A 25,499-nucleotide genomic window follows, 5' to 3' on the forward strand; every position below is an offset into this window, starting at 1 on the left:
CGTGGCCACGATTAGAGGGCGGTTTTTGTGTTGGGTCAGAAATGCTTGACGATTGGGTCAGAAATGAATGACGTGATTGGCCGATTTATTGAGGTTTTGTCTGTCGATTGAGTCAAATATCAGTGACGTTCCACACTTTGAATTCATTGGAAAAAATGGCGGTTTTTACCATCTACCCGCCATCATACCCGCCAACTGTGCGGATGATGTTTCTATTGATACTTTGGGATGTAAGACGACTTTGATCTTTGCGTCAAAAACTGACTCCACCAGCCCCAGCTGAACTCTACAGTTTCCACCATTGAGCGCCAGATCGTCGTTGACGAAGCCGCATTGCGGTCATTTGAACGATCAAAGTTTAGCGTCTGCACCGCGGACAATGCCGCCGACCGCCACTTTAGCCCGCAGTCCTGCTTCCCGACCCATTGCAGCCACATACAATCAGATCGAAATGCTGCGATGGGGCCGTCACACCGGTCACTCGCGGCAAGTGCGAGAAACAAGACCCGCCAAGCTGCAAAATGTATATTACTCTCTCAATATGTAGAATTGGCTGTCATTCTAGTCCGCTCGCTGGATGTTCGGTAGCACCCAACTGTTGTCATACCAACTTTCCTTAGGACCATAGGAGCGGAACCAGACCATAAATCCTTCATTCGCGTTAGTTTCGATCCAGTTTCGATCTGCTACGCCTTCAGGCTTGTCCTGCGCGAAGTGCAATACCGCGGATCCATCTTCTTCAAACATCAAGTCATCCGCGTAGGAATTGACGCCCCACTGAAAAGACTTGTTTTGCACCATGGATCTATACCGCGCATCGTAGGCCGTGATTGACCAGAAATCCTTCGCCGGTGGATCAGAGGGGATAGTGAGCGTGTAATGATGTGCTCCATCTAGCCACTGACCTGCCTCATCTTTGGTCGCAAAGATATATTGCGATCCGGCACCGGCGGGTGGGCGTGTCATAGCGACAGAATTGAACGTCGCAATAAATGACCAGAGCCGATGCTGTGAGCTGGCATAAGTGCCACTGGTTCGGCCATTGAAATTCTCATCAACAAAGTTGTTCGCCCACTGCCAATTGCTCTGACCGGGCCATTTTTCCGCGTCTTTATCTCGGTTGTTGTATCCCAATGTCCGCATGTTCCGGTCGCCTACGATGGCGGCTTCCGTCAACAGATCCGTATCCACGGTTCCGTCAAAAAACCCAAGATCATACAGATCGCTATGAACCTGCACGTGCATTGGGTTTGCGGACGGTCCGTTCAGCTCAAAGTATTGCCGGATCATCGCGAACACGTCCGTTTCATCGTAAAGCATGTCCATGAAGTGATCTTCGAGCTTTGCCGATGTATTGTAGAACGTCATTTCAGGTGGGTCGTCGACATCTGCGAGTGAATAGGTCCGAATTCTGGCCTGCATATCGCGGACAGTCGCAGCTGTATCGCCATTCTCGACAAACCCGCGCAACAGCCAGAGCATGGTATTCGCGGGAGAGGCGAAATGGAAATAGCCTTCGGGCACATCGCCTTCGAAATCGGGCGCTGTGAACAGGTATTTTCCACCTTCGCCTTTGTCCGGACCGAAGGCTCCAATGTCTGTGATGTTCCACCATCCGGGAGCATTGGCCATCCCAAGCATGCCCTGGGGCACTTCAAGCACAACCGCGCCGCCTAGTTCTTTCAAGTTGACCGGGTGGACCGCATAAATCGTTTCCGAATTTGCTGTCAGAACGCGCTGTCGGCTGTCTACCGAGGTTTCCATGATACCGACATGTGTGGGCGATGATCCTTCTTCCAGATAAGCGTTGTAAACCGACAAAAACCCGACTTCCGGGTGCATATTGCTATACGCGCGAATGAGCGTTTGCAGATCCATTTCTCTGTAGATTTCTGTTGGATCAAGCGGCGGGTAATAATCCGGTTGCGCAAAACCGGCGGACCCAAAAAAAACAAGTGCAGCACAGAAGGCTTTGAGCTTCGGCATGGTCGTGCGTCCCCCTCAATTCTGGCGTGTAAGCTGCAGGTTCAGCAGCTCCACAGGGATCGGCTCTGTGCGGTTGTAGAATCGTGATGTGATCGAAAACCCGTCATCATTTTTGTCCGCTCGGTTTTCATTCGTGCCACACGCTTCTTCTGCTCCAAAGCGCAGGGTGATCGTGCCGTCGTCATTGGGCAACGTGTTTTGATTATTCAAAGTGCTGTTGTTCGATGCGATATACCCATCGAGACCATACACCTGATAGGACCAGAAGCCTGACCTGTCATAGTCAACGGGGGGCTGATTGATTGTCACGACAGCGCAATCGCTCCCAAACTCTGTCATATCCGCTGTTGTGCCATAGGTCGCATAGCGCTCCAGTTGGCCGCCCCAGCCAATGGCTGAATAGAAATTGTGGATGAACGGTTCTGTTTTACCGCGCTCGTTGTAACCCTTCTCTGTCCCTTTTGCGACGATCTCTTCCAGATAGGGTACAAAGGTCGCCTGCATCTCGCGCACAGCATCGATGTCCCAATCCCGCATTTCCCAGGTTGCCGGATCATCCCCGTTTGTTGCGCGCACCTGATCTTGTAGCTCCCCAGCTTTGGCATCGCCTTCTGCAGTTTGATCCGTTTGGGTGCGCAGAAGAATATATACGAAATCTGTAACCGCATGATCCTGTGAGATATGGATTGTGCGTTCCTTGTCAGCGTAAGCCTGATACGTGCCGATGTCGCCTGTTTCGTCAAAGTCGTCTTCACGAACGATGAATGTGTCATTGTCGATCACGAGAGCCGACATGTAGAGATCGCCGGCGGCGGGTAAGGTGATGGTCAAGCCATCCGTGACATCGAACAATCCCCAAGAATACAGCGTATCGCGGTTTTCCCGAATGATATTCTGGTTCTCTACACTTGAGACCTGCCGCATATGCACAAAACTGTTGTCCCCACCACGATCCAAGACCTCCTTGAAGTAAATGTCCGCCATCGCCGATGAGAAGTTTTCTTCGTTTGGCTGCATACCTTCAGCCACTGCAGACTGAGCGGCAATTGCAAGAGTTATGATAAGTGCTGTTTTTTTCATGTGTTCCTCCTTCGAGGTTGTCGCTCGAAACTGAGATACTACCCAACACCAGCAGTTGGATAGCTCAGCTGAGGGCGCCAACTATTTCGGATACAGGAGAGTAAGTTGAATACGTGCGCCCAAACCCTCTGGTCCGCTGTCAGGCCCATCGGCCCAATATCGCAAACCACCACCGATGCTGACAGTTTGCGAGCCCACTTGAACTACCTTGCTAACGTTCGCGATCACTGGAACAGACCATTGCTCGCCTTCCCAGTCATAGGTCGACTCGGTGGTAAGTGTAAATGTCCACGCTTCAGGAGTTGTATAGGAAACAAATGGTTGTACGAAAGTTTGGCTGATATCGGTATCACCGTCTACGTCCCAAATATGGTTGGTCAATCCTCCAAAGGTCCACGGCCCTTGTTGTTTCAGTGCGACGCCGGTAACGCCGGCTCCCCATTCACCCAAGCCCAAGACGTCATTGGTCGATGTCGGCAGTAAAAACACCGGTCCCGCGCCCCATATCCAGCCGCCCGAACTCGGCCGCTTAGGCGAAAAGAATAGGCTTTGTACCGTATCGCCGAGACCGGTTTCGGTGTCGCCACCTATGGGGATGCCATCGGTCGAGATGATTGGCACAATGGTCCGAGATATCAGGTTCCAATCATCGGTGAGGTCGATGGGAATGACAGGCTGGACATTCAAAGTCCATCGAGAGCCACTATCATCTGCGCCGATATTGGTATCGTAGTTCAATTGAAACGGCACGCTGATCAATGCCGCGACAGGGTTAGACAGTTGCTTTGCGAGCTCCTCAGAACTTGCCTGCGCGACGACCGTCGCTGGAGAAAGGATGAGTGTCGCTGCCAACGCCACGTTCGAAACTGCGACAATCCGACGACTCTTTGTGACGACGCAGTTGTATCCAGTGCTACGACAGGAAGTTATTTGGTTGTTCTGCAACTCGTTCGCCTCTCTTTTGGTTGCCCCAAATTCGAGCGACGCTTCGAACGCAGGCTTTCAAAACGTTGCCCAATCCAACAGGTAAAGTCCCGACCAAGTGTTGGGCCGCTCTTGTGACCTGAACCGAGCGTGTCGTAACCCAGTCCGTCTGTCTATTCACATCGTGCCAACTTGCAGTTCAAGCGGACCTGAGCGTATTCATTGAATAGATGCGGGTCTGTGACGGCAATTCGTCAAACATTTCTCGATACATTCTCGAAAACCGACCGGGCTGATCAAGTCCCCAGTTGTTGGCGAGTGTTGCTATGGATTGAGGTGTTTCGAGGTCCTTTAGCAAATCTTGCCGGACGCGATTGAGACGCGTTTGTTGCACATAATCGTAAGGGCTGACACCTGCAATACTGAGAAAAGCTCGAAATAATGTACGCCGCGACGTCATTGCCGCTAAAGCCAGTTCATCAACTGAAATCGGCTCATGCAGGTGTTCCTCAACGAACTCGCGCGCTCTTTTGAATATTCGCTCGTGTCCGGTCTGTTTCCATGTCCCAATTATACCTTTCGGCGCGCGTCCAAAGTGGTTAACCCAACATCGCACAAATAGCTCGCCTGCATCGACCAAGCGGGGACCTTGTTCGGAAGCAAGCTCAGATTGTCTGAGAGCTTGTCTGATGGTTTTGACAATAGTCGGGCTCAGAGGGTGAAGTGATTTCCCGGTTGTCATTACATTTTTATCGAGCGTCAAATCTTCCAGACGGGCCGCATTCTCTAGCGCCTCCATCGAAAGGTTTACGCCAAGGTACTCCGAGTCGGTGGCATAGATTGCGTCATGGTCACCATTTGGTTGGAAGACACCTACCGTCCCAGATTCTATTTCGCCGCCCCAGTGCCGCGACCCGTTTGACGTCTTCAAGCATGCCCCAATAGTCCAATCGGTGTCAGAGAGCGTGCCACGCAACGATACCTTCCCGATGATCTTGCCAGAACTGATATGCATTTTCTCGGTTGCAGCGAAAGACAATTGTCCACCAATCCGCCCAAGAGAATACTGCCGCGCCTCAAGCCCAGCTCCAAGAACTGCATCGCGCAGGTCTTCAATCTGGTCGAAGCTTTGCGAGAATGCGATTCCATCGAAAAGTTCCAAACAATCTCCGCTCCCGTTTAAGGTTGGAACGCTGTTGAACGTTAGTGCTGTTCCGGCAATTTCTCAAGGTTTTGAGGGTTCAATGCACCTGTGACAACCTCGCCAACAACAAAGACAACGAAAGGGGCCACATCTACCGCTAGACGGGCAAACGCCCGATCAGCCATATCTCAACCCGGCGGAACCAATCTATGTCACGGAATGACCGAGTGGGAAACAGGAACAAAGGCAAACACGGTTGAATAACTTCATGAGACAAACGGCTGCTTTCACAAGATTTCCTTCGGAATTTGCCGTGGTAGAAAAGTCAGCTTTCCCACCGTTTATGCAATATACACATTCCGCAGCATCGATCACTTTGGGCTCTCTACCCGATTTCGCCGCGCTGCCCGGCAAGGTCTGCTTCATCCATTAGTCATCCTAGGGTCAGGTTTGATTGACGTTTGGGCCAAGATTGAATGACGCGATCCGCCGATTTCCAGTGGTTCCAGCCGCCGCAAGAGTCGAAGATCCGAGACGTTCCACAGATACAGTTATTGTCTGCCTTTCTTGATTGAGATCGGCTACACCCTTTGTTCGATTTCATTGCACATTATTTCGGGCTAGGTGCAGTCGTGCGCTGAAATTAAGAGTTGTTAGAAGAATGATTGTCGAACAGTGATAGTGCTTTGGGCACTCAGTGTAGGCAAAAAGAAACGACTATTTCGATTTCTGTAGGTTGACCAAGCACCCGGAAAAGTTGAAAGTCCGCGGAAAATCATTGGAAGTTTAGAGTATTATGAAGACTGAAGAACTCGACTACGCCGCGCTACTACCGGTTCTTTCAAGATACGCTGGTAAGGGGCGTTCGGAATCAGCAAACTTCTTAAACTGGTTCCTTGAAAACATATATAGATTGGATGAAACGGCTGCCGACGACTGTATTTGCGATAGAGAAAACGACAAGGGCATAGACGGTATCTACGTGGATACCAATGCATCGGAGGTCGTCTTTTTTCAGTCAAAAATTTCACAAAGACCGGGCCGCACCTTGGGTGACAAAGTCGTGAAAGAATTCGCCGGGTCCCTTCAGCAGTTTGAAACACCCGAGAAAATCTCAGCAATTTTGGATGGTCAAGCGAACGACGACCTGAAGCGGATTTTGCACCGCAACAAAGTTGCTGACCTAATTTCAAAGGGGTATTCGGCCAAAGGTGTTTTCCTTTGCAATAGTGAGCGAGATGATAACACTGTTGAAATAGAAAAGGCGCTTCCAAATATCACGCTGTACTGTGCGTCGGATGTAGCAAAGAGTTACATCGACTTTGATGCCGATGAGGGAGTGTCAGGTAGTTTTTCGTTCGACACTAGTTATGCAGGTGTAGTCAACTTGCACATAGACGCCGACACAGAAGTTTTTCTCCTGCCTGTCTCTGCGCTAGAATTGGTTAAGCTGAATGGTATTCAAGATGGCGTCCTGTTTAGTCAGAACGTCCGCTACTCACTTGGCAACACAACCGTCAATCGTTCCATTGCAAAGTCAGTTGGCGACATAGACGAACACAAAAACTTTGCTCTCTATCACAACGGGATAACTCTAATTTGCCAGAGTGCACAGCATGAGGATGATACGCTAACGGTATCAGACTACGTTGTAGTCAATGGAGCGCAGAGTATATCAACATTTTATAAAAACAGCGAAAATCTAAGCCCCGACTTAAGAGTTTTTGTCAAAGTTGTAGCACTGAAATCAAGCGATCTGTCCCGTAAGATCACAATCAACAGCAATAACCAAAACTCCATCAAACCGAGGGATCTACGTTCCAATCATGATCTCATGCTCCGACTAAGAGCAGAGTTCGAAGCGTTTCAAGATCAGTATGTGTTTGAAATCAAACGTGGGCAAGAAAGTGATGAAACAAAAGCACCAATTTCCAATGAGTTAGCTGGTCGAGAGCTTCTTGCCTTCGACCTCAACGAGAGTAATCTGTGCCACCAAATCGGCAAAGTTTTTGATGATCGTTACGCGGACATATTTGGACGTCCTGAAGTGACCTTTGGGCGTATTATTTTTGTTCATGAGGTCCAGAAACATGTGATGGATGCACTTGAGGGCCTCGAGGATCGCCCGATGGCAAACTATTCTTTGACACGCTACTTTCTCCTTAGTGTCGTAGGTGTGATCATCAGGAAGTTCAGTGAAGGTAGAAGTTTTCTCGCCAACAAAGACAAGCTCAACTCCGAAGCGGAGCGAGCAATTTTCCTTAAACAAATTCCGGAACTGCTTGTAGGCCTCGTGGTAGACCTAAACTACGAGATCAAACAAAAGGATCAGACTTTTGACTACAAGAGAGAGCTAAAAAGCACCTCTGAAATTAAGGCGCTGACCAATCTTCTTCTTCAATCCTACGAGAAAGACTTCTTGAAAGGTCGTGCAAACGGATTTGGTCAACAGTTTGGATAACCGCGACGACGTCAGAAAGGCTTGTGCGAACTAAATGATCAACATCACAAAGTAAGCTAACCCTTACTGTGGTTGCCCAGAACGTTTTGTGGGACATAACTTGCATTTTCGCAAAAACCGCAGGCTTGTAAAAAGCGGTGTTTGTCCGCTTCTGCTGCGAGTGCAGTCTCCATTGCATTTAGGCGAATAGACGTGTCGGCGCTGGTTGCAGCAATCTCCATGCAGTCGGTTCTGACCGCGTGATAAAAAGCGAGTGTCTCACCCACCAATGCTGCGATGTCCACGTGCTTTGCTTCTGCTACAAAACGATCTGTCAGCTTATCAAAGAGGCGCTGGGCGTGTTTGGAGGATATTCCCAGTACCGCTCCGATTTGTCCAAGGGGCGCGCCCTTCAATGACATGCGGTGGACAACAACCAATCTAAACTCGTTGATGTATTCGGTGCCGTCCCAGCCGCCAATCTCCGGTTGATCTGTGGTCTCAGGTGCCTCGTGGTTTGCACCCGGGTTCAATCCGGCACACCGAGCACCTGAGGTCGACCGTCTTGGGTGAACAGCAGTGTGGGGAAACGCATGGTCCAAACGAATTGGTCGGTCTTCCCGAATGGCGGCTTCGATTTCTCTGTCTATTCTGTCTAAGGCTTCCGGTGGCCGTTCGGGGTACTGCCTGACGGAGCATTGTATTTGTTTGCGTATATGCTGCATTCGCCGACCTTCAGTGAAACCGCCCTTCGGTGATTTCCTGTGAGGGATTTGACCGGAGGTTAGGTCTCGATCTTGGCTTGTGTCGTCCATGTCGTCTCTTTTCGTGGCCAAGGCGTGTCAAATGGGGCTTCGGCTTTGAGCCGCGCTCAGAATTGCACCCGTGTTCAAATATCGATGTCCAAACGGGCGATGATCCAGCCCAATGCGAAGAACGCCGGATAGAACAACAACCAACCCCCATAAGTCAGGTAATGGACCAGCGATTTTTCATTCCGGTGGATAAGCGACAACATCGCGTCTTCATCGCCGTCGAGCGCTTCGCGATATGTGCGCGGAATGATGATCTTGCTGTATGTGGCATGGCCGACCAGCAAATACGAAGCTGTGGCAATCGCTATCAAGGCATTCATGGTTTCTCCGAATTTGCTAGTGCTTGGATGGAACTTTGAACCCGGGTGCAAATCGGGCGCTTTTTCTGACAGGTTTTCCTAGTTGGATGGCAACTCGTTGACGGCGGTGCGGGCGTAAACGGCGTGTAAGAGATGGTGATTAGATGTGCGGCAAACTTAGCAGCAGGGAATGGGTGGAATTGGGCGGTTCTTGATGCAGACATTGCAGCAGGTTGGCTCGACCCGTGGAATTTCTGCTGCAAACTTTGCGGCAAGGTTGCAGCAGACTTTGAAGCAGGTTTCTGAATTACTCACCTCGAAACCTAAGCACATTAGGCGCTTCAGTATTCGCGCTCCGGAACCGAGTAGCATCCCCGCGCGCGTGACCCGGTCTTTTGCTATTTTTGTATTCAATGACATCGTAGTCTTTGTCCTTCTCCCAAAATCGTGGGTCGTAAGTTGGTGCTTTTGGTTTGCCGAGATGTTCAGTCGGTAGCATCGTCAATCGCCATTCCGGGGACAGCGCGTTACCTTCGATACCCTTCCTGTGCCGTCGTGTGCACACGATCCACCCCTTGGCCTGCAAATCTGCCAATGCTGTGGCTGCTGTTTTTGGGGCAACGCCCATTTCTTCCGCTAGTGTCCGCGTGGACAGCGCGACAACGCCGTTGTTGTTGAATTTCAGTCTCTTGCCTTCATAGCGACATCGGACTTTGAGATGCATGTACGCCGCTTGTGCCGTGGAGCTTAAGGCCTTCCACGCGGGCAATCGGGTATCTTCTTTTATCCATTTGGCGAATTGGTCGGTTCGGTTCTCATTATGTTTATCACGCCCCATGGTGTTGATCCTGACTGAGGTATGTTGAAGGTGCGCGAGACTGTTGCGCAGAATTTCCAGATCGCAGGTTTGCGTTTTTGGAATTTGAAATGGACTGGTCAAAAGTGGCCAAAGCAGCGCCTGTCTTAGCGTGCCACAGGCGTGCAAGTGCCTCGCGGGTCATGAAGTACCCTATTGCTTTCCATCGTGTTCCAGCACGCTCGTTTTGGGGTTTTATTCGTCTTTGAATGATCCACTGAACTCCGTCGGAGCATTCAATGATCCGAAACTTGCCAAGTCGCTCTAACGGCCACCGAAGCTTTGAAGATGCTCCATACAAAACAAAAGATGCTTCAGGATTTGTGCGAGCTGCGTTTGGTAACTCAAGAGCTTGATGCTCTGGATCATCGGCCAAAATACGATCGCGCAAAACTTCAGGCATTGATGACTTCGGTGGCAGACCGCGCTGCCAACACCTCCGGCAGTGTCGCAAATCTACTGCCGCTGGCGGACGTGGCGCAGCGATTGAGATGCCGATCAGCAGAGATTCTGGCGCTCATCGTGGCTGGTAAGCTTAAGGCGATCTCTGCCGACATGGATCGTACCGGTCTTGATGGTATTGCGATTGATCTCGACGAAGTCCGCTGTGCTTTGCCCAAATTGGTGATGCCCGGCATCACGCGTTCCGATGCTGCGACAAAGCTGCGGGTGACCCACCAGACGATCAACTATCTGATTGATCAGAATTTGGTGATGTCCGCACGTATGCGTAGTCCAAAATCCCGACAATCGGTCACCGCTATTTCTGAGGCTAGTATTGAGAGGTTTCTGTGGACATACGACACTCTGGGGCTCATGGCATTTCGATACCGAAGAACGCCCGGGCCATTTGGGTGTCACCTCGAAGCCCGGGGCATTTACCCACTGGATACACCGCCAGGCGTCAGTCGGCTCTACAAGAGGCGTGGATTGGAAGCGCGATTGCGCAAGATCGGACTTGTTGTTCCAACAAGCAAAGAAACCCAAAGTGCGGATCGTACTGCGGAGTGACTGCACGGTTTTATTGACTAGGGAAGCACCAACAAAAATGCAAAACTGTGGTATCGTGGGTGCATGCAAGCTGGCTGGTCAAGACAGAGTGGTCGCGTTGCTGACGATCGGAAATCCTCCAACTGGAAAAGGTGCTAGATTTTTTCGCAATGGATAGGAACCAGCCTCAGCAAAGAGTGCCAATGACCAGCGCGCGAGAGATCAAAGCTGAGGTTCACGAGCTGGAGCGCAGCGGCGCAGTTTCGACACCAGCGGGGCAAGCGAGGTTGCGAGAAATTCTAAAGATTCTTGGCGTAAACCTGAACCCAGCCGAGGGCGAAGATATCGACCGAATGCCGGTCAGAACTGAGCCCTTCTCTGACGAGGAGGCGTGGCAAAACACGCCTCCGTGTTTCCGGCATATTCTGCCACCGGAGGTGATCCAGAAGTTTGACAAAGGATAGCTGACCGGCGGTTTGGGTTTTGTGCAGTTGATGTTTCCATAGTCCCATTTTGCAAGGGCGCCAGTCAACAAGCCCTAGCACAAATAATCGGTGGTTTGGTTGCCCAGCAAGCCTGGCTTTGGTTTAGAAGGACAGATAGTCTTTGCCAAAATTGTTAGGTTCCAAAGGTTCAAATATGGCCCGTGTCTACATCCTTTTTTCTGACCACGACGCCCAATTCGGCGACGACCTTCAAGCGGTGCTCTCGGAACATAATCACAGAGTGCAATCTTCGATTTACAAAGAAACAGGCACAAACAACTTCCATGAGGATATATATCAATCAATTTCCCAAGTTGATGTGCTGGTAATTGTAGCGCCAAAGGATTTTAGCGATTTAAGAGCCACCGAGAACGAATTTAAGAGAGTTAAAGACTATTTTTCTCAGCTTGGACTTCTAGAGATAGTAGAAATACGGCTTATCGAAAACGGTGACATCGAGATTGTTAGCAGTTTCGAGAGAAGAAGGTGCGAAGGCCACGATCTTGATGAAGTTGGAACAGTAATCGGAAATGCGCTCAGATACAGAACCGATCGCCAGAGACAAAAAAGTGAGCTCAGGCAGGCCGTTGAGGCAAGTGCAGCGGAGTTTATCGAAAAGAGCCAAAAGAACTTGAAGGAGCGGGAAACTCGCAATCGGAACTATGCTCACACGTGGTACGTTTTTGCCTGTGTTGTTCTTTTGGTGGGGGTAGCCCTGAGCCTATGGCGGCTTGGGGAAGTCAACAAAGCTCAGTCGAACGTCTACAGCCTGCTGGAAGTTGGCTTGCTCGGCCTAATTTCGATGGGTCTGATAATCGCCATTGCAAAATTCTCATTCACCTTGGGCAAGTCGTACATGGTGGAGTCGTTACGGAATGCCGACCGGAGCCATGCAATATCCTTCGGTGAGTTCTACCTCAAATCGTTTGGCGCAAACAGCGATTGGTCGGAACTCAAAGAAGCATTCCAGCACTGGAACATCGACAGTGGTTCAGTATTCTCGGAACAGCAATCTGCCGATTTTGACCCCAAGTTGATCGAAACGGCATCGGCGCTGGCAAAGGTAATGGTCGATAGTTCCAAGAAGGTGAAGTGACGATGGTTGTTGTCTGGCGGGAAAGGGTTCCGTACTAATTCCAATGAATGGCCGTCACTCAACCAGAGATCGCTTCACATAAAACCGCTTCAACGACGTACGCGGTTTGTTATGACGCAGTCATTCATCCGGTGGTTGCGAAAACCTTCCATTCGACACCCGGTTCTACGGCAACCGCCAAGCGGACAAACCAGACTTATGCGTTTGTGGCTATTGCTGACGCAGCATTGATTTACTGTTGCGACACATTTGTCGCTGTGTTGCAGCCGTTTTCGCCAGACCGGTAAATCAAAGCCACGAAGCCTTGATCTTAAACCGCACTTTCGTTGTGCTCAGGCCTGAAAAACGAGACGCGGACTTGAGCTGCCGTTCGCCGCTGGTTCGACCCAAAGCTCTTCAAAGGCAGTTTAAAGCTGGACAATTTCCTTAGGTGATTCACTAGGCCAACTGGTCACTTATTTGTTTCAAAAACTATCTGCCCTAGCGGAGCTTGCATTGCGACGAGGGAAACGTCCTTGACTCTATTCTGGCTAAGGACCACAAAAGTGCATTGGTAAAAATTACTCGCCGCCGCGATGCTGCCGGTTACGATAATCCAATGGCCTTCAGACTAATTGTAGCATGTGCCCCAGCATAGGAACGGGTTTCGCTGGGGTCTTCGCTATGAGCTCGTTCCTCGCAAGCAGTCGCAATTGTCACCTGACATGCACCAGTCATTGCGTGACCCATGAAAGAAGGCGCCGTATGAACAGCACATGGCTCATAAATTGCGTGCTTTATGACCGATAGATCAGGTCTCAGGCTCCGTTTCGACCAATCATTCATCGTGTTTACGCGCTGCATTCTTTGTTTGATCCCGACACTCTTGGTGTTGCTCTCAGGAACGCAGCTTCCTGCCCAGGTCGCAGGTAATGCCGACGGAACGGTTTGTGACGAAGGTTTCGAAAACAAGAACGGATCCTGCCAAAGAACAGACTTACCAGAAAACGCATTTTTGACGGGTAGCACCTATGGCAGCGGTTGGGAATGCAATCACGGTTTTCAGAATGTCGGAGAACTCTGTGAGGAAATAAGAGTTCCTGAAAATGCCTATCTTACATCAACAGGAGATCAGTGGGAGTGCAATCGGCTGTTCCAGCGTGTCGGAGAACTCTGTGAAGAAGTGATGGCACCTCAAAATGGATACGTCGAAACCCGGTTTGGCGTGCAGGAAATACACTGCAACTGGGGATTTCGTAGGGAGAACCAGGATTGTGTTGCAATAGAAGTCCCAAAAAACGGTCGGCTGAGCGACAAACGAAGCTCGGATGGATGGGTATGTCTCAGAGGTTACAGGGCAGCCGAAAACGACTGTGAGCCTGTGGCGGTTCCACAGCATGCATACCTTGCACCTGAAACTTATTCCGGATGGCGATGCGAGCGTGGCTTTCGCGCAAACCGCGACAGGTGCGTTGCGATCATTGTCCCTTCAAACGCGCATTTGAATCGAAGAGGTGATGGATGGGAATGTAATAGGCCGTTCACACGACAGAACGATAAGTGCACCGAAAATGTGCCGCGACAATAGGTTGGTGGAAATCAAAACCGCCTGACATAGCCGGAAGGAGCAAGCCGTGAACCATAATTCGATTGACGAAAACCTAGGCAAAATGCTCAAAGCCGAAAGGGCTCATCGCTGGTCATACAATATAAAGATGATTATCGCGATAGCGGTGTTTGTTGCGGCGATAGTTGTAGTGGTGTTTCTCTGATGCGTAAAAATGCCCCTCAAGTAACCCTCCCGGCCTCCAAGATGTCAGCACGTGGTCTGGAACAAAGAGCATTTCAGGACCGCAGTGTTCGCAAGGCGCGGAACGCTGACGTATCTGGTGTGATTGAGGAAGTATTTGGAAAGTACCTGATTAAGGCTGGCATTCTGAGTGGTAACAGCGTTGCACGCGCATTCCCCAAGCCGCCGGCTAAAACGCAGGCAATGATTGCCGATGCAGTTGGCGAAACACCAGCATTGGCCATTGAAGCCTTAAAAGAAATTCTCGGAGAACGAGACAGGAAACGTAGCGGTCAACGCCGTTTGGAGGGAAACTCCGGCACGCTCGTTCCCAGTGAAAGAGAATATACCGAAGCATTGCGCCAGATCAGGCTCACCCCCGCGCAGGTCACATTGCTCAAAGCACTTACAATCGCAGGCAAGGACGGTCTGACCATTGGTCACTTGTCTCAGGCGGCCGGTTACAAATCGCGCGAGGCCTCCATCAAGGTCTTTAAGAAAATCGGTCTATTGATTGCGGAGTATCTAGAGCTCGAACTTCCCGAAGGCGGATCGGTACAGAATGATGGTGCCGCTCAGGTCCTGGCATTTTCTCACATCGAAAGTGACGACGAGCCAGCAACCTGGATTATGCATCAGGAACTGCGCGACGCTGTTCGTTCGGTTCTATGACGTACGTTCCAGCCCCAGCTCTTGTAGCGAACTTCGAACCGGAACAAATGTACGAAAGGTTGCTCACGTAGCTTATGTTGGAGAAAAGACCATATCCGCTCGACCTGATCTATGTACCTGTGAAACGGGCGAAAACGCTTGATCAACAAAAAGTTCTGACGCTGGCCGAAGATATCCTGAAGAACGGCCAGAAGACCCCGATCCAGATACGCTCGGACAACAAGAGGTTCGTGCTGATTGAAGGCCTTCACCGATTAGAAGCCATTCGCGCCCTGGGCGGTGATACGGTCGAAGCTTATCTGGTACGCGCCAGACTACACTAAATGCCCATTGGAATTGACGTTCGACAAAGCCTCGGAAAATGTTAGCAGGCGCTGACTTTTTTCATCCCAAAGATGCAATCGTGCACAATGAAGGCTTTGATATAGAGTAATTCGCTGGCAGTTTTTCAACTCAGAATGGTCACGCAAAACTTCGTTTAGCCGATAAAACGGTATGCGGCTGGCGAGGTGGTGAACATGGTGCACACCAATGTTGCCAGAGAACCACCGCAGGATGCCTGGCAAGGCATAGTGAGAACTGCCATAGAACGCGGCGTTCTGAAGGTTCCAGCCCTCTTCCCGATCCCAGGTCGTGTGTTCGAACTGGTGTTGAATGTAGAAAAGCCAAATACCAATGGATGATGCGACAATCACGGTTGGAAGGAAAACACACGCCAACACCTCAAAGCCTCCGGCCCATAAAATCAGAGCCAATAACCCTGCAATTGCCGCGTTTGTTCCCATCGCACTTGCCCAATACAGCCAGCCCGACCGCATGAAACCAACAGGTAAGCGGTATTGAATAAAGAACGTATAGATCGGCGCAACACCGAACAAGAAGACGGGGTTCCGGGTCAGACGATACGCGGCACGCCCGAACCAATTCCGTTTCAAGTATTCCTCAATGGTCACTGTAGGGATGTCACCCATACCACGGCGATCAAGGTTACCGGTTGAGGCATGGTGAATCGCATGGCTTTGCCGCCAAACGTCATAGGGTGTCACGGTAAGAACACCAAGAACCCGGCCGGTCCAATTGCAAACGGTGCGGTTTCTAAAGAAAGATCCATGACCACAATCATGCATAATGATGAAGATACGGACCAGAAATGCGGCATTCAGAACGGCCAGTAGTATTGCGATCCAGAAACTAAAAGATAACGCAAACCACGCTAGGGCCCATAGCGCGAATAAGGGAACAACAGTGACCGCAAGTTCAAAAACACTGCGCTTCGCATCGGGCACACGGTATTGCGCGAGCACCCGCGTCCAGTCTTTAGGTTGCAAGTTATTTGTTCTCCACCGGCTTATAGTAGCCCATTGTTCAAAAGGGCACCCGAAAAGGGGTGCCCTGAAAAGATCAGGCGAGTGCCAGATTGGCGGCGCTGTCGCGTCCGTCACGGCCCGCTTCAACGTCGAAGGTAACCTTCTGGCCATCCTTCAATTCGCTGATGCCGGAACGTTCAAGTGCTGAGATATGCACGAACACATCGCGCTTGCCATCTTCAGGCTCGATAAAGCCAAAACCTTTGGTCGAGTTGAACCATTTTACTGTGCCATTTGCCATGGTGGAGGTCTCCTAATACTTGCCGCCCGCATCATTGCGGCGACTCGGCGTGGTCGGTCTGAATCGAAAGACTGAACGCCGAATTGGGGAGACAGCAGGTCGAAAAAGAAAAACGTAAGCCCTGTGTATATGGACTTCGAGTATGCACTATACAAGCGTTGATGCAGTGGAGCGGATAACAAGGGTAGCACGCCGCTCAACCAGAGACTGCTTCAATTAAAACCACTCAACGGTGTTTGCGGTTTGTCAGTGAGAAGCGTTTCAGCAAAAATTGTCTGCGTGTGCCTCTGAGTCAGAAAAACACACGCAGACGTTCGACAAACCTGCCGGGCGTCTGGCCCGGCATGATGGGCTCCGACGGGTGCGCCGTCCTCCCCATCGCCGCGCTTGATCCGCCCCACCGTGCGGCGTCTCCTGCGGTCCCCGCGCTTGATGGGTCCGGGTCCCCAAAATCAATTCCAATCAGCCGTGAGGGTTCAGGAAGTGAAGGCCTCGTTTTCTGTGATCTTTTCAAACGCGGGTAAGAACGCGTCATGGTGCAGCGAAAGGTAGCGTGAGATCTGCTCGCTGCGCATCAGTTTCGCGATGAACCCGCGTGTCAGGACCAGATCGAGATGATCCGCACCGTAGCTGTCTTCGACAAGGCGGACCTCGCGTTCCAGATTGGCAGACTCGCGCTCCATCAGCTCCAGCTGTTCGCGCGAAATGCCTTTGATCTTTTTCGGCGTTGCCGCTGACACCAACTGGCTCTCGGGGGTCGCGGCCAGAAGCGACCGGGCGTAGTTGATCGTGAACTTGTTCATGGCGACCATCAGTTGCGCCGCTTCAATCTGGCGGATTGGCTTCATCTTTTTCAGAATCTGAAACCCGGTCAAAGCCACTTGTTTATCTTTCAACAGTTCCGCCGCCTCGTCGCAGATACCATCCAGAAGCTGGCGTTTCTGTTTCAGGGTCTTGATGTTGACATTGAGCGCGCTCGCCAAACGGGCTTCCGGGACGCCAAGAGAGAGGGCTCTCAGGATCATCTTGTGCTCTTGAATGGTCGCGAGACGAGAGATGCGTTTGTTGTAAGTGAAGGCTTCGTCGTCCTTGGAGACAAGACATCGCGCATGTGTCTGACCCTGGTCTTTCAAAACCTCAAGGCGCAGATGCCCATCAAGAAGAGTGTATTGACCAGCGTTGTATGGGTCGCGGGACACAACAATAGGTTCAACAAGGCCAATTTCCTGAACTGATGCGGCGATCTGTTTGAATTTGATGCTGGCCTTCTTTTGCGGCGTGAGCACATAGAGCGGCGCGATGTTCTCGAATGAGAGTGTCACCAGTTCCTGTTCAAAAGCAGCTACAACCGTCCGTTCTTTCCTGGTTACCGTCATGCGGACACCTCCTCGGATTGCGCCAACCGGTCTGCAACCTGCTTTGGCAGATTGGTTAGCCCTTCGGCGCGAAGCAAAGTGAGGAAGTTTTCGTCAGTCATCAGGGTCTTGAGCGCTTGTGTCAGAAAGAGCAGTTCGCTGCGCGTTGCACTTGCTTTTCTCAATAACACCTTCTTTTTCTCGACATCGTTTTCATAGGTCTTAAGCAGACTTTCGACCGACAGGCTTTTACGCGATCGTTCGCCAGTGGGCGCGCGGCCCTTGCCATGCTTCTGGCGCGCCTCAACCAGACGCTTGGCCGCCAGGAGTCTGCCGCCGCGCAGAAGCTTTTTCTCATAGGCTTGCCTCAGAACACGTTGCACGCCGACGTCATCTGCGTCCGCAATGTCAACGGCAACACTGACCGGAATCTTACCGCTCTCCACTGCACGCAGAAGGCGGTGTTCGTGACTTTCCAGAAGTTTGATGACGCCGTGGACATACTTCTTGGACAGCTGCGTTTTGGCGGCGATTTCAGTTTCAGAGTAACCCCTTTCTTTGAGGCGCCCAATGTCTCTGAGCAAGTCCAGCGAATGGTGGTGCCTGCGCGCCAGGTTTTCCACCAGGCTCATAACAAGGCAATCTTCGCTGCTGGCATCTATGACAATCGCCGGTATTTCAGATTGGCCAAGAACCTTGAATGCCTCAAGACGGCCCTGGCCGCAGACCAATTCGTATGCCGGCTCACTTCCGTCCTCAGTCTCACGCGCAGCAACCGTTATGGGTCTTTTCAACCCAAGCTCCGCGATGTTCGCGGTAATCTCGTCGAAAACCTTTTTGTTCCTGAGCCTTGGGTTGACGACGGTAATTGCATCGACAGGAACAAGAACAGTGTGTCCGACCGGCGCATGGTCCATCGCGCTGCCTCCAGTATTGGCGTACGTGCGGCCATGTCGAAGAAATGCGCCAGGTTCTCGAAGCGGAATGCATCAAGGGACAAACCGTTGTTTTCCGCCAAGCGCAGCTTTGATTTGGTCATGTCAAAGGTAGGCAGCAAGTAGTAGTCGAGCGGCGTTCTATTTGCCTGCCCCATCCTGACGACAATGGACATGTCGGGGAGCTGACCGGTGTTCAGTCGAATGTTCCAGCGATACGCGCCTGCGCCTGTTTGCATGCAGCGTGCGATGACAATGGAAACGGTGAACTCGTCGTTGATGATGAGAATATCTGCATTGTGGCTTTGAACGACGTCTCCGCCAACGGCTTCGACCCCGGCGATGATGTCCCGGACGATGTCGGAATGCAGGCTGCGCAATCGTCTGTTGATCTCAATGTAACGGTAATCTCTGTCAGGCTTGAAGCCGACGAGGCTATAAGCACGCAACAGGCTACCAAATCTATTCTGGTAGGCACCGCTTGATGGAAGCTTTGGCGCTTCATTGATGACAAAGCCCGAGAGGTAGCCGTTTTCCTCCAAAACCTCCTTTAGCCGATCCAGCATTTCATCGTCGGACAATACATGTGAACGGGCTGCAATAATTGCTCCGGCAGAGTCGAACAGGTTGGCGTCAACAATTGCTTCAAAGGCACCAACAGCGCGGACCCAATTTTCCGGATCGTTCCGAACATGGCGTTTTTTGAGTTTGAAGGAATTGCGGTTCCAGAGATTATTCCCGATGTATTTTTCGTTGGTCAGAATTTGACGCACAACCGCCGGTGACCAATCCCGATCCAGATCGGTTCGAATTCCGCGCTGGTTCAGGTCTGACGCAATCTCAGCTTCAGACCAACCGTCGTTCACAAACCTCAAGAAGATCTGGTTCACTATTGCGATTTCATCGGCAGGACCCGGAACAAGTGTTACTCGGTCGGTCTGAATACTCTTGTGTTCACCTCGCGAAAGAATGCCCTTGGTACGTCCTGCTTCATCAATCAGCATCCGCCGCAACCCGAACCCAGCTGCGCCGCCTTGTCGATAGCCCAACTCGATCAGCCGCTGCTGCCCCGCAAAGACCTTGTGCGAAAGCTCGCGACTGTATTCGCCTGCCATTGCCCGCTTTAAACCTTTGACGACGGTGGACATTGGGCTGCCATCATTCTCGAACTGTTCCGCGCAGTACTCGACTGAAATGCCCGCCCGTTTGCAGATATACTCGTAGTAGGCGCTTTCATCGGCGTCCTGAAAGCGCCCCCAACGGCTGACATCGTAAACGAGAACAGTTCCGAATTCGGTCTGACCAGTTTCGATGTCGTCGATCAATTGCGATAGGCCTGCGCGGCCTTGAATTCTCAATCCGCTTTTGCCTGCATCAGAATAGGTTCGGATAATTCTGTAGCCGCGTTCATCGGCATAGCGCTGGATGGCGTCGGCCTGGTTTTCGGTCGAGTAGCGCTGATGCTCTGTCGACATGCGGACGTACTGTGCGGCGTTCCGGCGATTTTCCCTGTCTGTCTTTTTCTTCGGCCAACTCAATGCTGCGGCTCCCACCACTCAAATTTGCAAACCTGTACGGGAACTCTGCGATTCCTTTCTCAATCCTAAAGGGAGAGGTCCGGAAACATGTTTCATAAAAAGGGCAACACGTTTCATCGAAAGTGCGACGAGCGCGTTTCGGCGTCAGAATACAGGGAGGCGATCAGCGACGCTCTTTCTCAAGAACTGGGTGGGGCAGGGCGAGCTACAAAATCAACGATGCGGTGGACTGGAGCATGTGAACGAACGGCTAAGAACTGGATATCTGGCTCATACGGACCAACAGGCGAAAACCTGATCGCATTGATGAAGCATTCAGACACAGTTTTCGCGGTTGTACTCGAATTGGCGGGACGGAGCGAAGCGATATCGATAGCACGGCTAAAGCTTGTCAGAGAAGAACTGGCCGGAATTTTGAGTGATTTAGATACGATTTGCGCCGATGAGGGCGATCAAAAACCAGAATAGACTCTTTCGGTTGCTCCAACGTGATGGAAAGCCTTTGAGTCGCAAATGGCAAAACCCGTGCGCCCATGAAAAATCGAATGACTCAAAATCAATGGCTTAGCTGTCGTTGAATGGCAAAACTATGTGTCGCCCGACACTTTTTGTAAGGCGACACATAGTTCTGCCACCAGCGCCAGAACCTTGCCATTTCGCCTTAATTCCTTCATCCAGCACCTAAGCCGATTTCATTGATCCTGACTTCCTTTTTGGAAAATCAGGGCTGATTTGCAGATCAGACGCCGAAGGCGCCTGTACCTGCTGATCTGCCACGTGGCGAACGCGGATGGGGGCGAGGCAATGCTATTCGACAATAGTGGTGCGGCCCGCAGGCGCAGCCGAGGACACGGTTTTGTCTAATAGGGTTGCCCGATGGGGAAGGCAGCGTCTTTGCGCCCATCGGGCCAGACTAGGTCGTCAGGATCAGCGCCTTTCAGGATGCCGAACGCAAGAGCCTTGGATTTGTGTCTCGTCGGACGCGTTTGACAGGTGATGTCGTGAAAGCGTGGCCAATTGCCAAGCCATCGGACATCATCCGGGTCTTTTCCGAGACGATGGCTCAGACCTAGGCGTGAGTCCCCGTTCCCAAGTACGGTACGGGGACGTTTGCGTTTGTAATGGGCCATGTCATTGGCATTTCATGCAGTTTCTGAACTACATGGCACCCTCCATCGGTTGGCTCGTTGGTTTTGGGCTGGGCTCGGATAGACGGCCGAAAACGCAGCCGGTCTGAATATCGGACTGAGCGAACAAGATCAATGGGGCGGGAAAAAGCCGCTCAATGTGGTGTTAGGTGATTGGGCCGGTAGGCTGTGGACGGACCACTCAACCAGAGATCGCTTCACATAACACCCGCTCTGCTATGTTCATGGTTCGTTATGGTGGCACAAAATATCCAATGGTTGCAATACTTGCGATTCAAGACGAATTTCAACCTACGCGACCATGCGGAACTAGCCGCAATCCGTTGGTTGCAACGTATGAACTTTTTCCGTTGGAAGCGCGGGCTGCCAGACAAGATCGGTCGTGAGACCCAACCTGCCTCAAGTCAGCTTCACAAGCTTATTGGAAGGTTTGATGAATGTTTGTGGACGTCTCAATTAGCGCTTGTTCGATGGTTGCTCTTTGCCGTGCAAATCGCGTCGTTGGTACTGGAATTGAGATCGCGTGCAGGTCTCCCACCCAGTCGACAAAAGAAAACCCGATAGCCGATACACCAGCAGAATGCTCGTCCAAATCATAGGCAAGGCCCTGTTCGCGGACTGTATTCAGTTCGGAAAGGAACTCATCCAAATTCCTTTGGATACCGTTCCGTTCCCATTCGTTCTGAATAAGCTTTGTCGCATCTCCTTCATCGAGTTGAGCGAGACAAGCTTTCCCATTTGCAGTGGTGGTCAGCGGAAAAACCTCGCCTACTTGCGAAACGGTCGTCAATCGATAGACGCCTGGGACCTGATCTAAGAAAACCATGCCGATACCGCGCATGACGGCTAGGTCTGTGGTTTCCCCGGTCTTTTGGGTCAGTTCCGTCAAAAGCAGACGGCAGTGTTCGACGATGCTGTACTGCGCCGCGCCCGCGAGAGCGCTTAGTTCGGGACCGAGCCTCAAACCACCCCCATTTGCATCCGCTATGACAAGGTTTTCCTCGGCAAGAGCGCTTGTGATTCTCTGTACCGTAGAGCGGGGCAGGTCAACACGCTCGGCGATTTTTCCCAAGCTCATTCCGGATTGGTTTTCTTTCAGAACACGCAAAATCGAGGCCGCTCTGGAAATAACCTGAATGCCACCTTTATCCGCTTTTTCAGACATTTAACCTACCTCATCCTGCCTTGGTATCGTAGCTCTGGATACCTAGCGATTTTTTAGTGTTGTATCACAATGCGGTGCAAGTCAACCGTATAGTGAGTTTTTATGTTGACCATAATGCGGTGCGTATGCATCATCATACGGGACAGGTGGGGAGGCCACCCAGACAATTGAAAAGCGAACACCGCCGCGTTGTCGGCGAACAAAGGAGATGTGCCCAATGGTCGAAATCCGTGGCATTGAGTTTCAGGCAAACACCGACAACGACATGGGGCTTGAGTTTTATAACCTGAGCCACAGATACGGGTTTCAGTGCCCCAACTGGCCGTATTTCAAGGACGTCCAGATCGACCGAAAGCACTACATGGCCAAGTCAGGCGTGTTGTCTCAGACGATTACGACGACGATGCACGTTACCACTCATATTGATGCACCGGCCCATGTTGTTCAGGGAACGCCGTTCATCGACGAGGTGCCGCTGCCGCATTTCTTCGGTTCGGGATTGGTAGTCTCGGTTCCCAAGAAGAAGTGGGAGCAAATCACGGGAGATGATCTGGAGAAGGCTTGCGGGCACTCAATCCGCAAGGGCGACGTTCTGATCATCAACACCGGTTGGCATAAGCAGTACGAAGACGGTGACTATTTTGCTTATTGCCCGGGTCTCGTTCCTTCTGCTGCCGAGTGGATGATCGAGAAAGGTGTGAAAGTCGTTGGCCACGATACCCAGGCGAACGATCACCCGCTGGCAACTGCCATCGGTCCGCAGCGAAACGGTCCGATCATGCCACACCTCGAAAAAGAGTATCTTGAGTGGTCAGGCGGCACGCCATGGGAGGTTGATTTCCCTGAGTGGGAACCGGTTCACAATATGCTGTTTTCCAAAGGCATTCTCGGCATCGAAAATGTCGGTGGGGATCTGGATGCGGTGACCGGCAAGCGGTGTACCTTCGCGTTCTTTCCGTGGAATTGGGACCGCGGCGATGGCTGCATTATCCGACTGGTGGCGATGATCGATAAGAACCAATCCTACCGCATCGAGGCTGGCGAAGATTTCTGAACACTCACGGACCGGTCGCCGTTTCGCCGGCGGCCGCCATTGCAACTGAGCGGAGACGGACATGCATCTGAAGCGGTTTCAGGACGCCCAACCTTACGAAGCACCGAGCCACTTCGGATGTCACGGGCTTCGCTTGCAGGGGTTTGAAGAAGGCGGGCCGACAAATCAGTGGGTCGGCTTCAGTCAGTTCCTTCCGGGCGGTGGGGCAGGGCCGGACTCCACGCCTTTTGAGAAAGTCTACGTCGTTCTGGAAGGCGAAATGACCGTCATCGTTGATGGCACAGAAACCGCTCTCGGCCCCATGGACAGTTGCACGATCGCACCGGGCGAAGTGCGCAAAATTGAAAACCGCGCGAACCACACCTGCAAAATGCTGGTTGTCATTCCGTATCCGTCAGAAAGCTGAGGACGAAAAGAATGTCTGATCCACTCAAGATGTTTGACGTGAAAGACAACGTCGCATTGGTCACCGGAGCCTCCGGCGCATTTGGCATGGTTGCTGCGCGCGTCCTGGCTGGCGCTGGCTGCAACCTGGTTCTGGCTGCAGGCAATCAGGATGCACTCGATGAGATTGCCAAAGAGTGCGAGTCACTTGGTGCCACGATCGTCGCAATAAATACGCGCCCGACTGATGAAGCGTCATGTGAGGCATTGGTCGACGAAGCCGTGAACAACTTTGGTAAGCTCGACATTCTCGTTGTCGCGTCTGGTATGAACAAAGTTGCTCCTATCAACGAAATGGCGCCGGAAACCTTTGACGCAGTGATGGACGCCAACGTGAACCAGAGCTGGCTATTGGCGCGCGCAGCGGCGGCACACATGAAGCAAAGCGAATATGGCAAGATCATTTTCGTCAGTTCTGCGCGCAGCATCCTTGGACACCCTGCCGGTTACACGGCGTATTGTGCGTCAAAGGCTGCAGTGAACGGGATAACCAAATCCTTGGGATGTGAGCTGGGTCCAACAGGGATTACCGTCAACGCGATCGCACCGACAGTGTTCCGTTCGCCTTTGACGGCTTGGATGTTTGAAGACACCGACGAAGCGAAGGCAGTGCGCGATGGCTTCCTGACCCGTGTTCCAAAAGGGCGGCTGGGTGAGCCGGAAGACCTTGCGGGTCCGCTCCTGTTTCTCGCGTCGCGCGCATCTGATTTTTACACCGGGCATATCCTTCATGCCGACGGCGGATATACGGCGGGTTAACGGATGGTGCGCAAGAAGCAGCAAATAGCGGTGATTGGCGCGGGCCTTATGGGGCACGGCATTGCCCTTACCTTGGCGAAGGCGGGCCAATATGTCGCCATTACCGATCCCGTGGAAGAAGCGCGCGTCACCGTGCCCAACCGCATTCGCGCCAGTATGGCCGCAATGGGGGATGATGAGGTTACAATCACGAAAACCCTCAAGATGATTGAGATTTTTGCGACGACGGAAGGTACTGTGCGAAACGCTGATGCCGTGTTCGAAGCCGCACCCGAAAAGCTCGAGCTCAAGCAAGCGATCTTTGCTGAGATCGAGGCGCATGCACCAGAAACTTGCATACTCGCGTCGAACACCTCGGTCATGCCAATCACCCAGATCATGTCCGGTTTGCGGCTGAAAAACCGAGCATTGGGAACCCATTGGTGGAATCCGCCGCACATGATCCCTTTGGTCGAGGTCATCAAGACCCAGTGGACAGACCCTGAGATCGCGCAGACTATGCTCGATCTGCTGAAAGATGCCGGGAAAACGCCGGTTATGGTCGAAAAAGATGTGCCCGGCTTTATCGGCAATCGCCTTCAACATGCGTTGTGGCGCGAAGCGGTCAGTCTGGTGGAAAACGGTATTTGTGACGCCGAAGCCGTCGATACCGTGATCAAGTCCAGCTTTGGGCGCAGGCTTGCTGTTCTTGGTCCGCTGGAAAACGCTGATCTGGTGGGCACTGACCTGACGCTCGATATCCACGAAAACGTGCTGCACGATCTTGAGGCACAAAGGGGCCCTTCATCCTATCTTAAGTCGCTGGTTGAAGCGGGCAAGCTGGGCATGAAGTCTGGCGAAGGATTCAGGATATGGGCCGAGGGCGAGGCGGATCAGGTTCGCCAACGTGTCGCGACACATCTGAAAAATCTCGAGAAGAGTTTGTAAGATCAATCAAA

General features: G+C 51.8%; 25 protein-coding genes. 11 read left to right on the plus strand and 14 right to left on the minus strand.

Going from position 1 to position 25,499, the window contains the following annotated elements:
• Positions 1-561: 561 nt before the first annotated feature.
• The 4 genes from ACR0MP_RS10745 to ACR0MP_RS10760 all read right to left on the minus strand — a co-directional run bounded on the left by ACR0MP_RS10745 (position 562) and on the right by ACR0MP_RS10760 (position 5,152).
• Positions 562-1,986 carry a DUF1214 domain-containing protein gene (locus ACR0MP_RS10745; RefSeq protein WP_170798296.1) on the minus strand — a complete coding sequence of 475 codons (1,425 nt, stop codon included), beginning with the start codon at positions 1,984-1,986 and terminating at the stop codon, positions 562-564.
• Between the two features lie 15 nt (positions 1,987-2,001).
• Positions 2,002-3,066, minus strand: coding sequence for a DUF1254 domain-containing protein (locus tag ACR0MP_RS10750; protein ID WP_170798297.1), 1,065 nt, complete (start codon positions 3,064-3,066; stop codon positions 2,002-2,004).
• 81 nt (positions 3,067-3,147) lie between these two features.
• On the minus strand, positions 3,148-3,924 hold the full coding sequence (locus ACR0MP_RS10755) for a transporter (protein WP_480886741.1): 777 nt from the start codon (positions 3,922-3,924) through the stop codon (positions 3,148-3,150).
• A gap of 265 nt (positions 3,925-4,189) precedes the next feature.
• The gene (locus tag ACR0MP_RS10760; RefSeq protein WP_170798298.1) at positions 4,190-5,152 is read right to left on the minus strand and encodes a helix-turn-helix domain-containing protein; all 963 of its coding nucleotides are present in this window, start codon (positions 5,150-5,152) and stop codon (positions 4,190-4,192) included.
• Between the two features lie 778 nt (positions 5,153-5,930).
• Here ACR0MP_RS10760 and ACR0MP_RS10765 point away from each other — a divergent pair.
• A complete protein-coding gene (locus ACR0MP_RS10765) occupies positions 5,931-7,595 on the plus strand; it encodes an AIPR family protein (protein ID WP_480886745.1) in 1,665 nt (554 codons plus the stop codon).
• Positions 7,596-7,651: 56 nt separating this feature from the next.
• On the opposite strand, the gene ACR0MP_RS10770 is transcribed toward ACR0MP_RS10765, so the two are convergent.
• The 3 genes from ACR0MP_RS10770 to ACR0MP_RS10780 form a co-directional block, all read right to left on the minus strand.
• Entirely contained in the window at positions 7,652-8,107 is a 456-nt protein-coding gene (locus tag ACR0MP_RS10770; protein WP_480886746.1) for a hypothetical protein, read from the minus strand.
• Positions 8,108-8,463: 356 nt separating this feature from the next.
• The gene (locus ACR0MP_RS10775; RefSeq protein WP_480886748.1) at positions 8,464-8,709 is read right to left on the minus strand and encodes a hypothetical protein; all 246 of its coding nucleotides are present in this window, start codon (positions 8,707-8,709) and stop codon (positions 8,464-8,466) included.
• A 286-nt stretch (positions 8,710-8,995) separates the two neighbouring features.
• Positions 8,996-9,526 carry a hypothetical protein gene (locus ACR0MP_RS10780; RefSeq protein ID WP_480886749.1) on the minus strand — a complete coding sequence of 177 codons (531 nt, stop codon included), beginning with the start codon at positions 9,524-9,526 and terminating at the stop codon, positions 8,996-8,998.
• A 306-nt stretch (positions 9,527-9,832) separates the two neighbouring features.
• Between ACR0MP_RS10780 and ACR0MP_RS10785 the strand changes: the two genes are divergently transcribed.
• From ACR0MP_RS10785 to ACR0MP_RS10805, 5 genes are all read left to right on the plus strand, one after another.
• Positions 9,833-10,555: a hypothetical protein gene (locus ACR0MP_RS10785; RefSeq protein ID WP_480886750.1), complete on the plus strand. Its 723-nt coding sequence runs from the start codon at positions 9,833-9,835 to the stop codon at positions 10,553-10,555.
• A gap of 182 nt (positions 10,556-10,737) precedes the next feature.
• Positions 10,738-10,998, plus strand: a complete 261-nt coding sequence (locus ACR0MP_RS10790; protein ID WP_480886752.1) for a hypothetical protein — start codon at positions 10,738-10,740, stop codon at positions 10,996-10,998.
• Positions 10,999-11,173: 175 nt separating this feature from the next.
• Entirely contained in the window at positions 11,174-12,115 is a 942-nt protein-coding gene (locus tag ACR0MP_RS10795) for a hypothetical protein (RefSeq protein ID WP_480886753.1), read from the plus strand.
• Positions 12,116-13,865: 1,750 nt separating this feature from the next.
• Positions 13,866-14,555 carry a hypothetical protein gene (locus ACR0MP_RS10800; protein WP_170648711.1) on the plus strand — a complete coding sequence of 230 codons (690 nt, stop codon included), beginning with the start codon at positions 13,866-13,868 and terminating at the stop codon, positions 14,553-14,555.
• A 74-nt stretch (positions 14,556-14,629) separates the two neighbouring features.
• Complete coding sequence (locus ACR0MP_RS10805; RefSeq protein ID WP_039524390.1) at positions 14,630-14,878, plus strand: ParB N-terminal domain-containing protein; 249 nt, start codon at positions 14,630-14,632, stop codon at positions 14,876-14,878.
• Here ACR0MP_RS10805 and ACR0MP_RS10810 read toward each other — a convergent pair.
• From ACR0MP_RS10810 to ACR0MP_RS10830, 5 genes are all read right to left on the minus strand, one after another.
• Positions 14,870-15,883, minus strand: coding sequence for a fatty acid desaturase (locus ACR0MP_RS10810; protein ID WP_480886754.1), 1,014 nt, complete (start codon positions 15,881-15,883; stop codon positions 14,870-14,872). The genes ACR0MP_RS10805 and ACR0MP_RS10810 overlap by 9 nt on opposite strands.
• A 73-nt stretch (positions 15,884-15,956) precedes the next feature.
• Entirely contained in the window at positions 15,957-16,163 is a 207-nt protein-coding gene (locus ACR0MP_RS10815; protein WP_170430361.1) for a cold-shock protein, read from the minus strand.
• A 476-nt stretch (positions 16,164-16,639) separates the two neighbouring features.
• A complete protein-coding gene (locus ACR0MP_RS10820; RefSeq protein WP_170648706.1) occupies positions 16,640-17,539 on the minus strand; it encodes a plasmid partitioning protein RepB C-terminal domain-containing protein in 900 nt (299 codons plus the stop codon).
• On the minus strand, positions 17,536-18,387 hold the full coding sequence (locus ACR0MP_RS10825) for a plasmid partitioning protein RepB C-terminal domain-containing protein (protein WP_480886899.1): 852 nt from the start codon (positions 18,385-18,387) through the stop codon (positions 17,536-17,538). Before ACR0MP_RS10825 ends, ACR0MP_RS10820 begins: the two co-directional genes overlap by 4 nt.
• On the minus strand, positions 18,309-20,006 hold the full coding sequence (locus ACR0MP_RS10830; protein WP_480886756.1) for a recombinase family protein: 1,698 nt from the start codon (positions 20,004-20,006) through the stop codon (positions 18,309-18,311). The genes ACR0MP_RS10825 and ACR0MP_RS10830 overlap by 79 nt, the downstream gene beginning before the upstream one ends.
• A 72-nt stretch (positions 20,007-20,078) precedes the next feature.
• On the opposite strand from ACR0MP_RS10830, the gene ACR0MP_RS10835 reads away from it, so the two are divergent.
• Positions 20,079-20,459, plus strand: a complete 381-nt coding sequence (locus ACR0MP_RS10835) for a hypothetical protein (RefSeq protein WP_170648700.1) — start codon at positions 20,079-20,081, stop codon at positions 20,457-20,459.
• A gap of 392 nt (positions 20,460-20,851) precedes the next feature.
• Here ACR0MP_RS10835 and ACR0MP_RS10840 read toward each other — a convergent pair whose 3' ends face one another.
• Together ACR0MP_RS10840 and ACR0MP_RS10845 are read right to left on the minus strand one after the other, a co-directional pair.
• Positions 20,852-21,121, minus strand: coding sequence for a hypothetical protein (locus ACR0MP_RS10840; protein WP_170402692.1), 270 nt, complete (start codon positions 21,119-21,121; stop codon positions 20,852-20,854).
• Positions 21,122-21,557: 436 nt separating this feature from the next.
• A complete protein-coding gene (locus ACR0MP_RS10845; RefSeq protein WP_170402689.1) occupies positions 21,558-22,304 on the minus strand; it encodes an IclR family transcriptional regulator in 747 nt (248 codons plus the stop codon).
• A 217-nt stretch (positions 22,305-22,521) separates the two neighbouring features.
• Here ACR0MP_RS10845 and ACR0MP_RS10850 point away from each other — a divergent pair, with 217 nt between their 5' ends.
• The 4 genes from ACR0MP_RS10850 to ACR0MP_RS10865 all read left to right on the plus strand — a co-directional run bounded on the left by ACR0MP_RS10850 (position 22,522) and on the right by ACR0MP_RS10865 (position 25,488).
• Positions 22,522-23,358: a cyclase family protein gene (locus ACR0MP_RS10850; RefSeq protein WP_480707254.1), complete on the plus strand. Its 837-nt coding sequence runs from the start codon at positions 22,522-22,524 to the stop codon at positions 23,356-23,358.
• A 61-nt stretch (positions 23,359-23,419) separates the two neighbouring features.
• Complete coding sequence (locus ACR0MP_RS10855) at positions 23,420-23,764, plus strand: cupin domain-containing protein (protein ID WP_480886759.1); 345 nt, start codon at positions 23,420-23,422, stop codon at positions 23,762-23,764.
• 11 nt (positions 23,765-23,775) lie between these two features.
• On the plus strand, positions 23,776-24,561 hold the full coding sequence (locus ACR0MP_RS10860) for an SDR family NAD(P)-dependent oxidoreductase (protein WP_480886760.1): 786 nt from the start codon (positions 23,776-23,778) through the stop codon (positions 24,559-24,561).
• Positions 24,562-24,564: 3 nt separating this feature from the next.
• Positions 24,565-25,488 (plus strand): 3-hydroxyacyl-CoA dehydrogenase family protein, encoded by a 924-nt coding sequence (locus ACR0MP_RS10865; protein ID WP_480893746.1) that lies wholly within the window; start codon positions 24,565-24,567, stop codon positions 25,486-25,488.
• Positions 25,489-25,499 lie beyond the last annotated feature (11 nt).

This window comes from Ruegeria sp. K3, assembly GCF_056531845.1.

Bases quoted from the DNA above. Each gene is read 5' to 3' on its own strand.
- ACR0MP_RS10745 (WP_170798296.1), bottom strand. From the start codon at position 1,986: ATGCCGAAGCTCAAAGCCTTCTGTGCTGCACTTGTTTTTTTTGGGTCC.
- ACR0MP_RS10750 (WP_170798297.1), bottom strand. From the start codon at position 3,066: ATGAAAAAAACAGCACTTATCATAACTCTTGCAATTGCCGCTCAGTCT.
- ACR0MP_RS10765 (WP_480886745.1), top strand. From the start codon at position 5,931: ATGAAGACTGAAGAACTCGACTACGCCGCGCTACTACCGGTTCTTTCA.
- ACR0MP_RS10775 (WP_480886748.1), bottom strand. From the start codon at position 8,709: ATGAATGCCTTGATAGCGATTGCCACAGCTTCGTATTTGCTGGTCGGC.
- ACR0MP_RS10780 (WP_480886749.1), bottom strand. From the start codon at position 9,526: ATGGGGCGTGATAAACATAATGAGAACCGAACCGACCAATTCGCCAAA.
- ACR0MP_RS10785 (WP_480886750.1), top strand. From the start codon at position 9,833: ATGCTCCATACAAAACAAAAGATGCTTCAGGATTTGTGCGAGCTGCGT.
- ACR0MP_RS10790 (WP_480886752.1), top strand. From the start codon at position 10,738: ATGACCAGCGCGCGAGAGATCAAAGCTGAGGTTCACGAGCTGGAGCGC.
- ACR0MP_RS10795 (WP_480886753.1), top strand. From the start codon at position 11,174: ATGGCCCGTGTCTACATCCTTTTTTCTGACCACGACGCCCAATTCGGC.
- ACR0MP_RS10800 (WP_170648711.1), top strand. From the start codon at position 13,866: ATGCGTAAAAATGCCCCTCAAGTAACCCTCCCGGCCTCCAAGATGTCA.
- ACR0MP_RS10805 (WP_039524390.1), top strand. From the start codon at position 14,630: ATGTTGGAGAAAAGACCATATCCGCTCGACCTGATCTATGTACCTGTG.
- ACR0MP_RS10815 (WP_170430361.1), bottom strand. From the start codon at position 16,163: ATGGCAAATGGCACAGTAAAATGGTTCAACTCGACCAAAGGTTTTGGC.
- ACR0MP_RS10820 (WP_170648706.1), bottom strand. From the start codon at position 17,539: ATGACGGTAACCAGGAAAGAACGGACGGTTGTAGCTGCTTTTGAACAG.
- ACR0MP_RS10835 (WP_170648700.1), top strand. From the start codon at position 20,079: ATGTTTCATAAAAAGGGCAACACGTTTCATCGAAAGTGCGACGAGCGC.
- ACR0MP_RS10840 (WP_170402692.1), bottom strand. From the start codon at position 21,121: ATGGCCCATTACAAACGCAAACGTCCCCGTACCGTACTTGGGAACGGG.
- ACR0MP_RS10845 (WP_170402689.1), bottom strand. From the start codon at position 22,304: ATGTCTGAAAAAGCGGATAAAGGTGGCATTCAGGTTATTTCCAGAGCG.
- ACR0MP_RS10850 (WP_480707254.1), top strand. From the start codon at position 22,522: ATGGTCGAAATCCGTGGCATTGAGTTTCAGGCAAACACCGACAACGAC.
- ACR0MP_RS10855 (WP_480886759.1), top strand. From the start codon at position 23,420: ATGCATCTGAAGCGGTTTCAGGACGCCCAACCTTACGAAGCACCGAGC.
- ACR0MP_RS10860 (WP_480886760.1), top strand. From the start codon at position 23,776: ATGTCTGATCCACTCAAGATGTTTGACGTGAAAGACAACGTCGCATTG.
- ACR0MP_RS10865 (WP_480893746.1), top strand. From the start codon at position 24,565: ATGGTGCGCAAGAAGCAGCAAATAGCGGTGATTGGCGCGGGCCTTATG.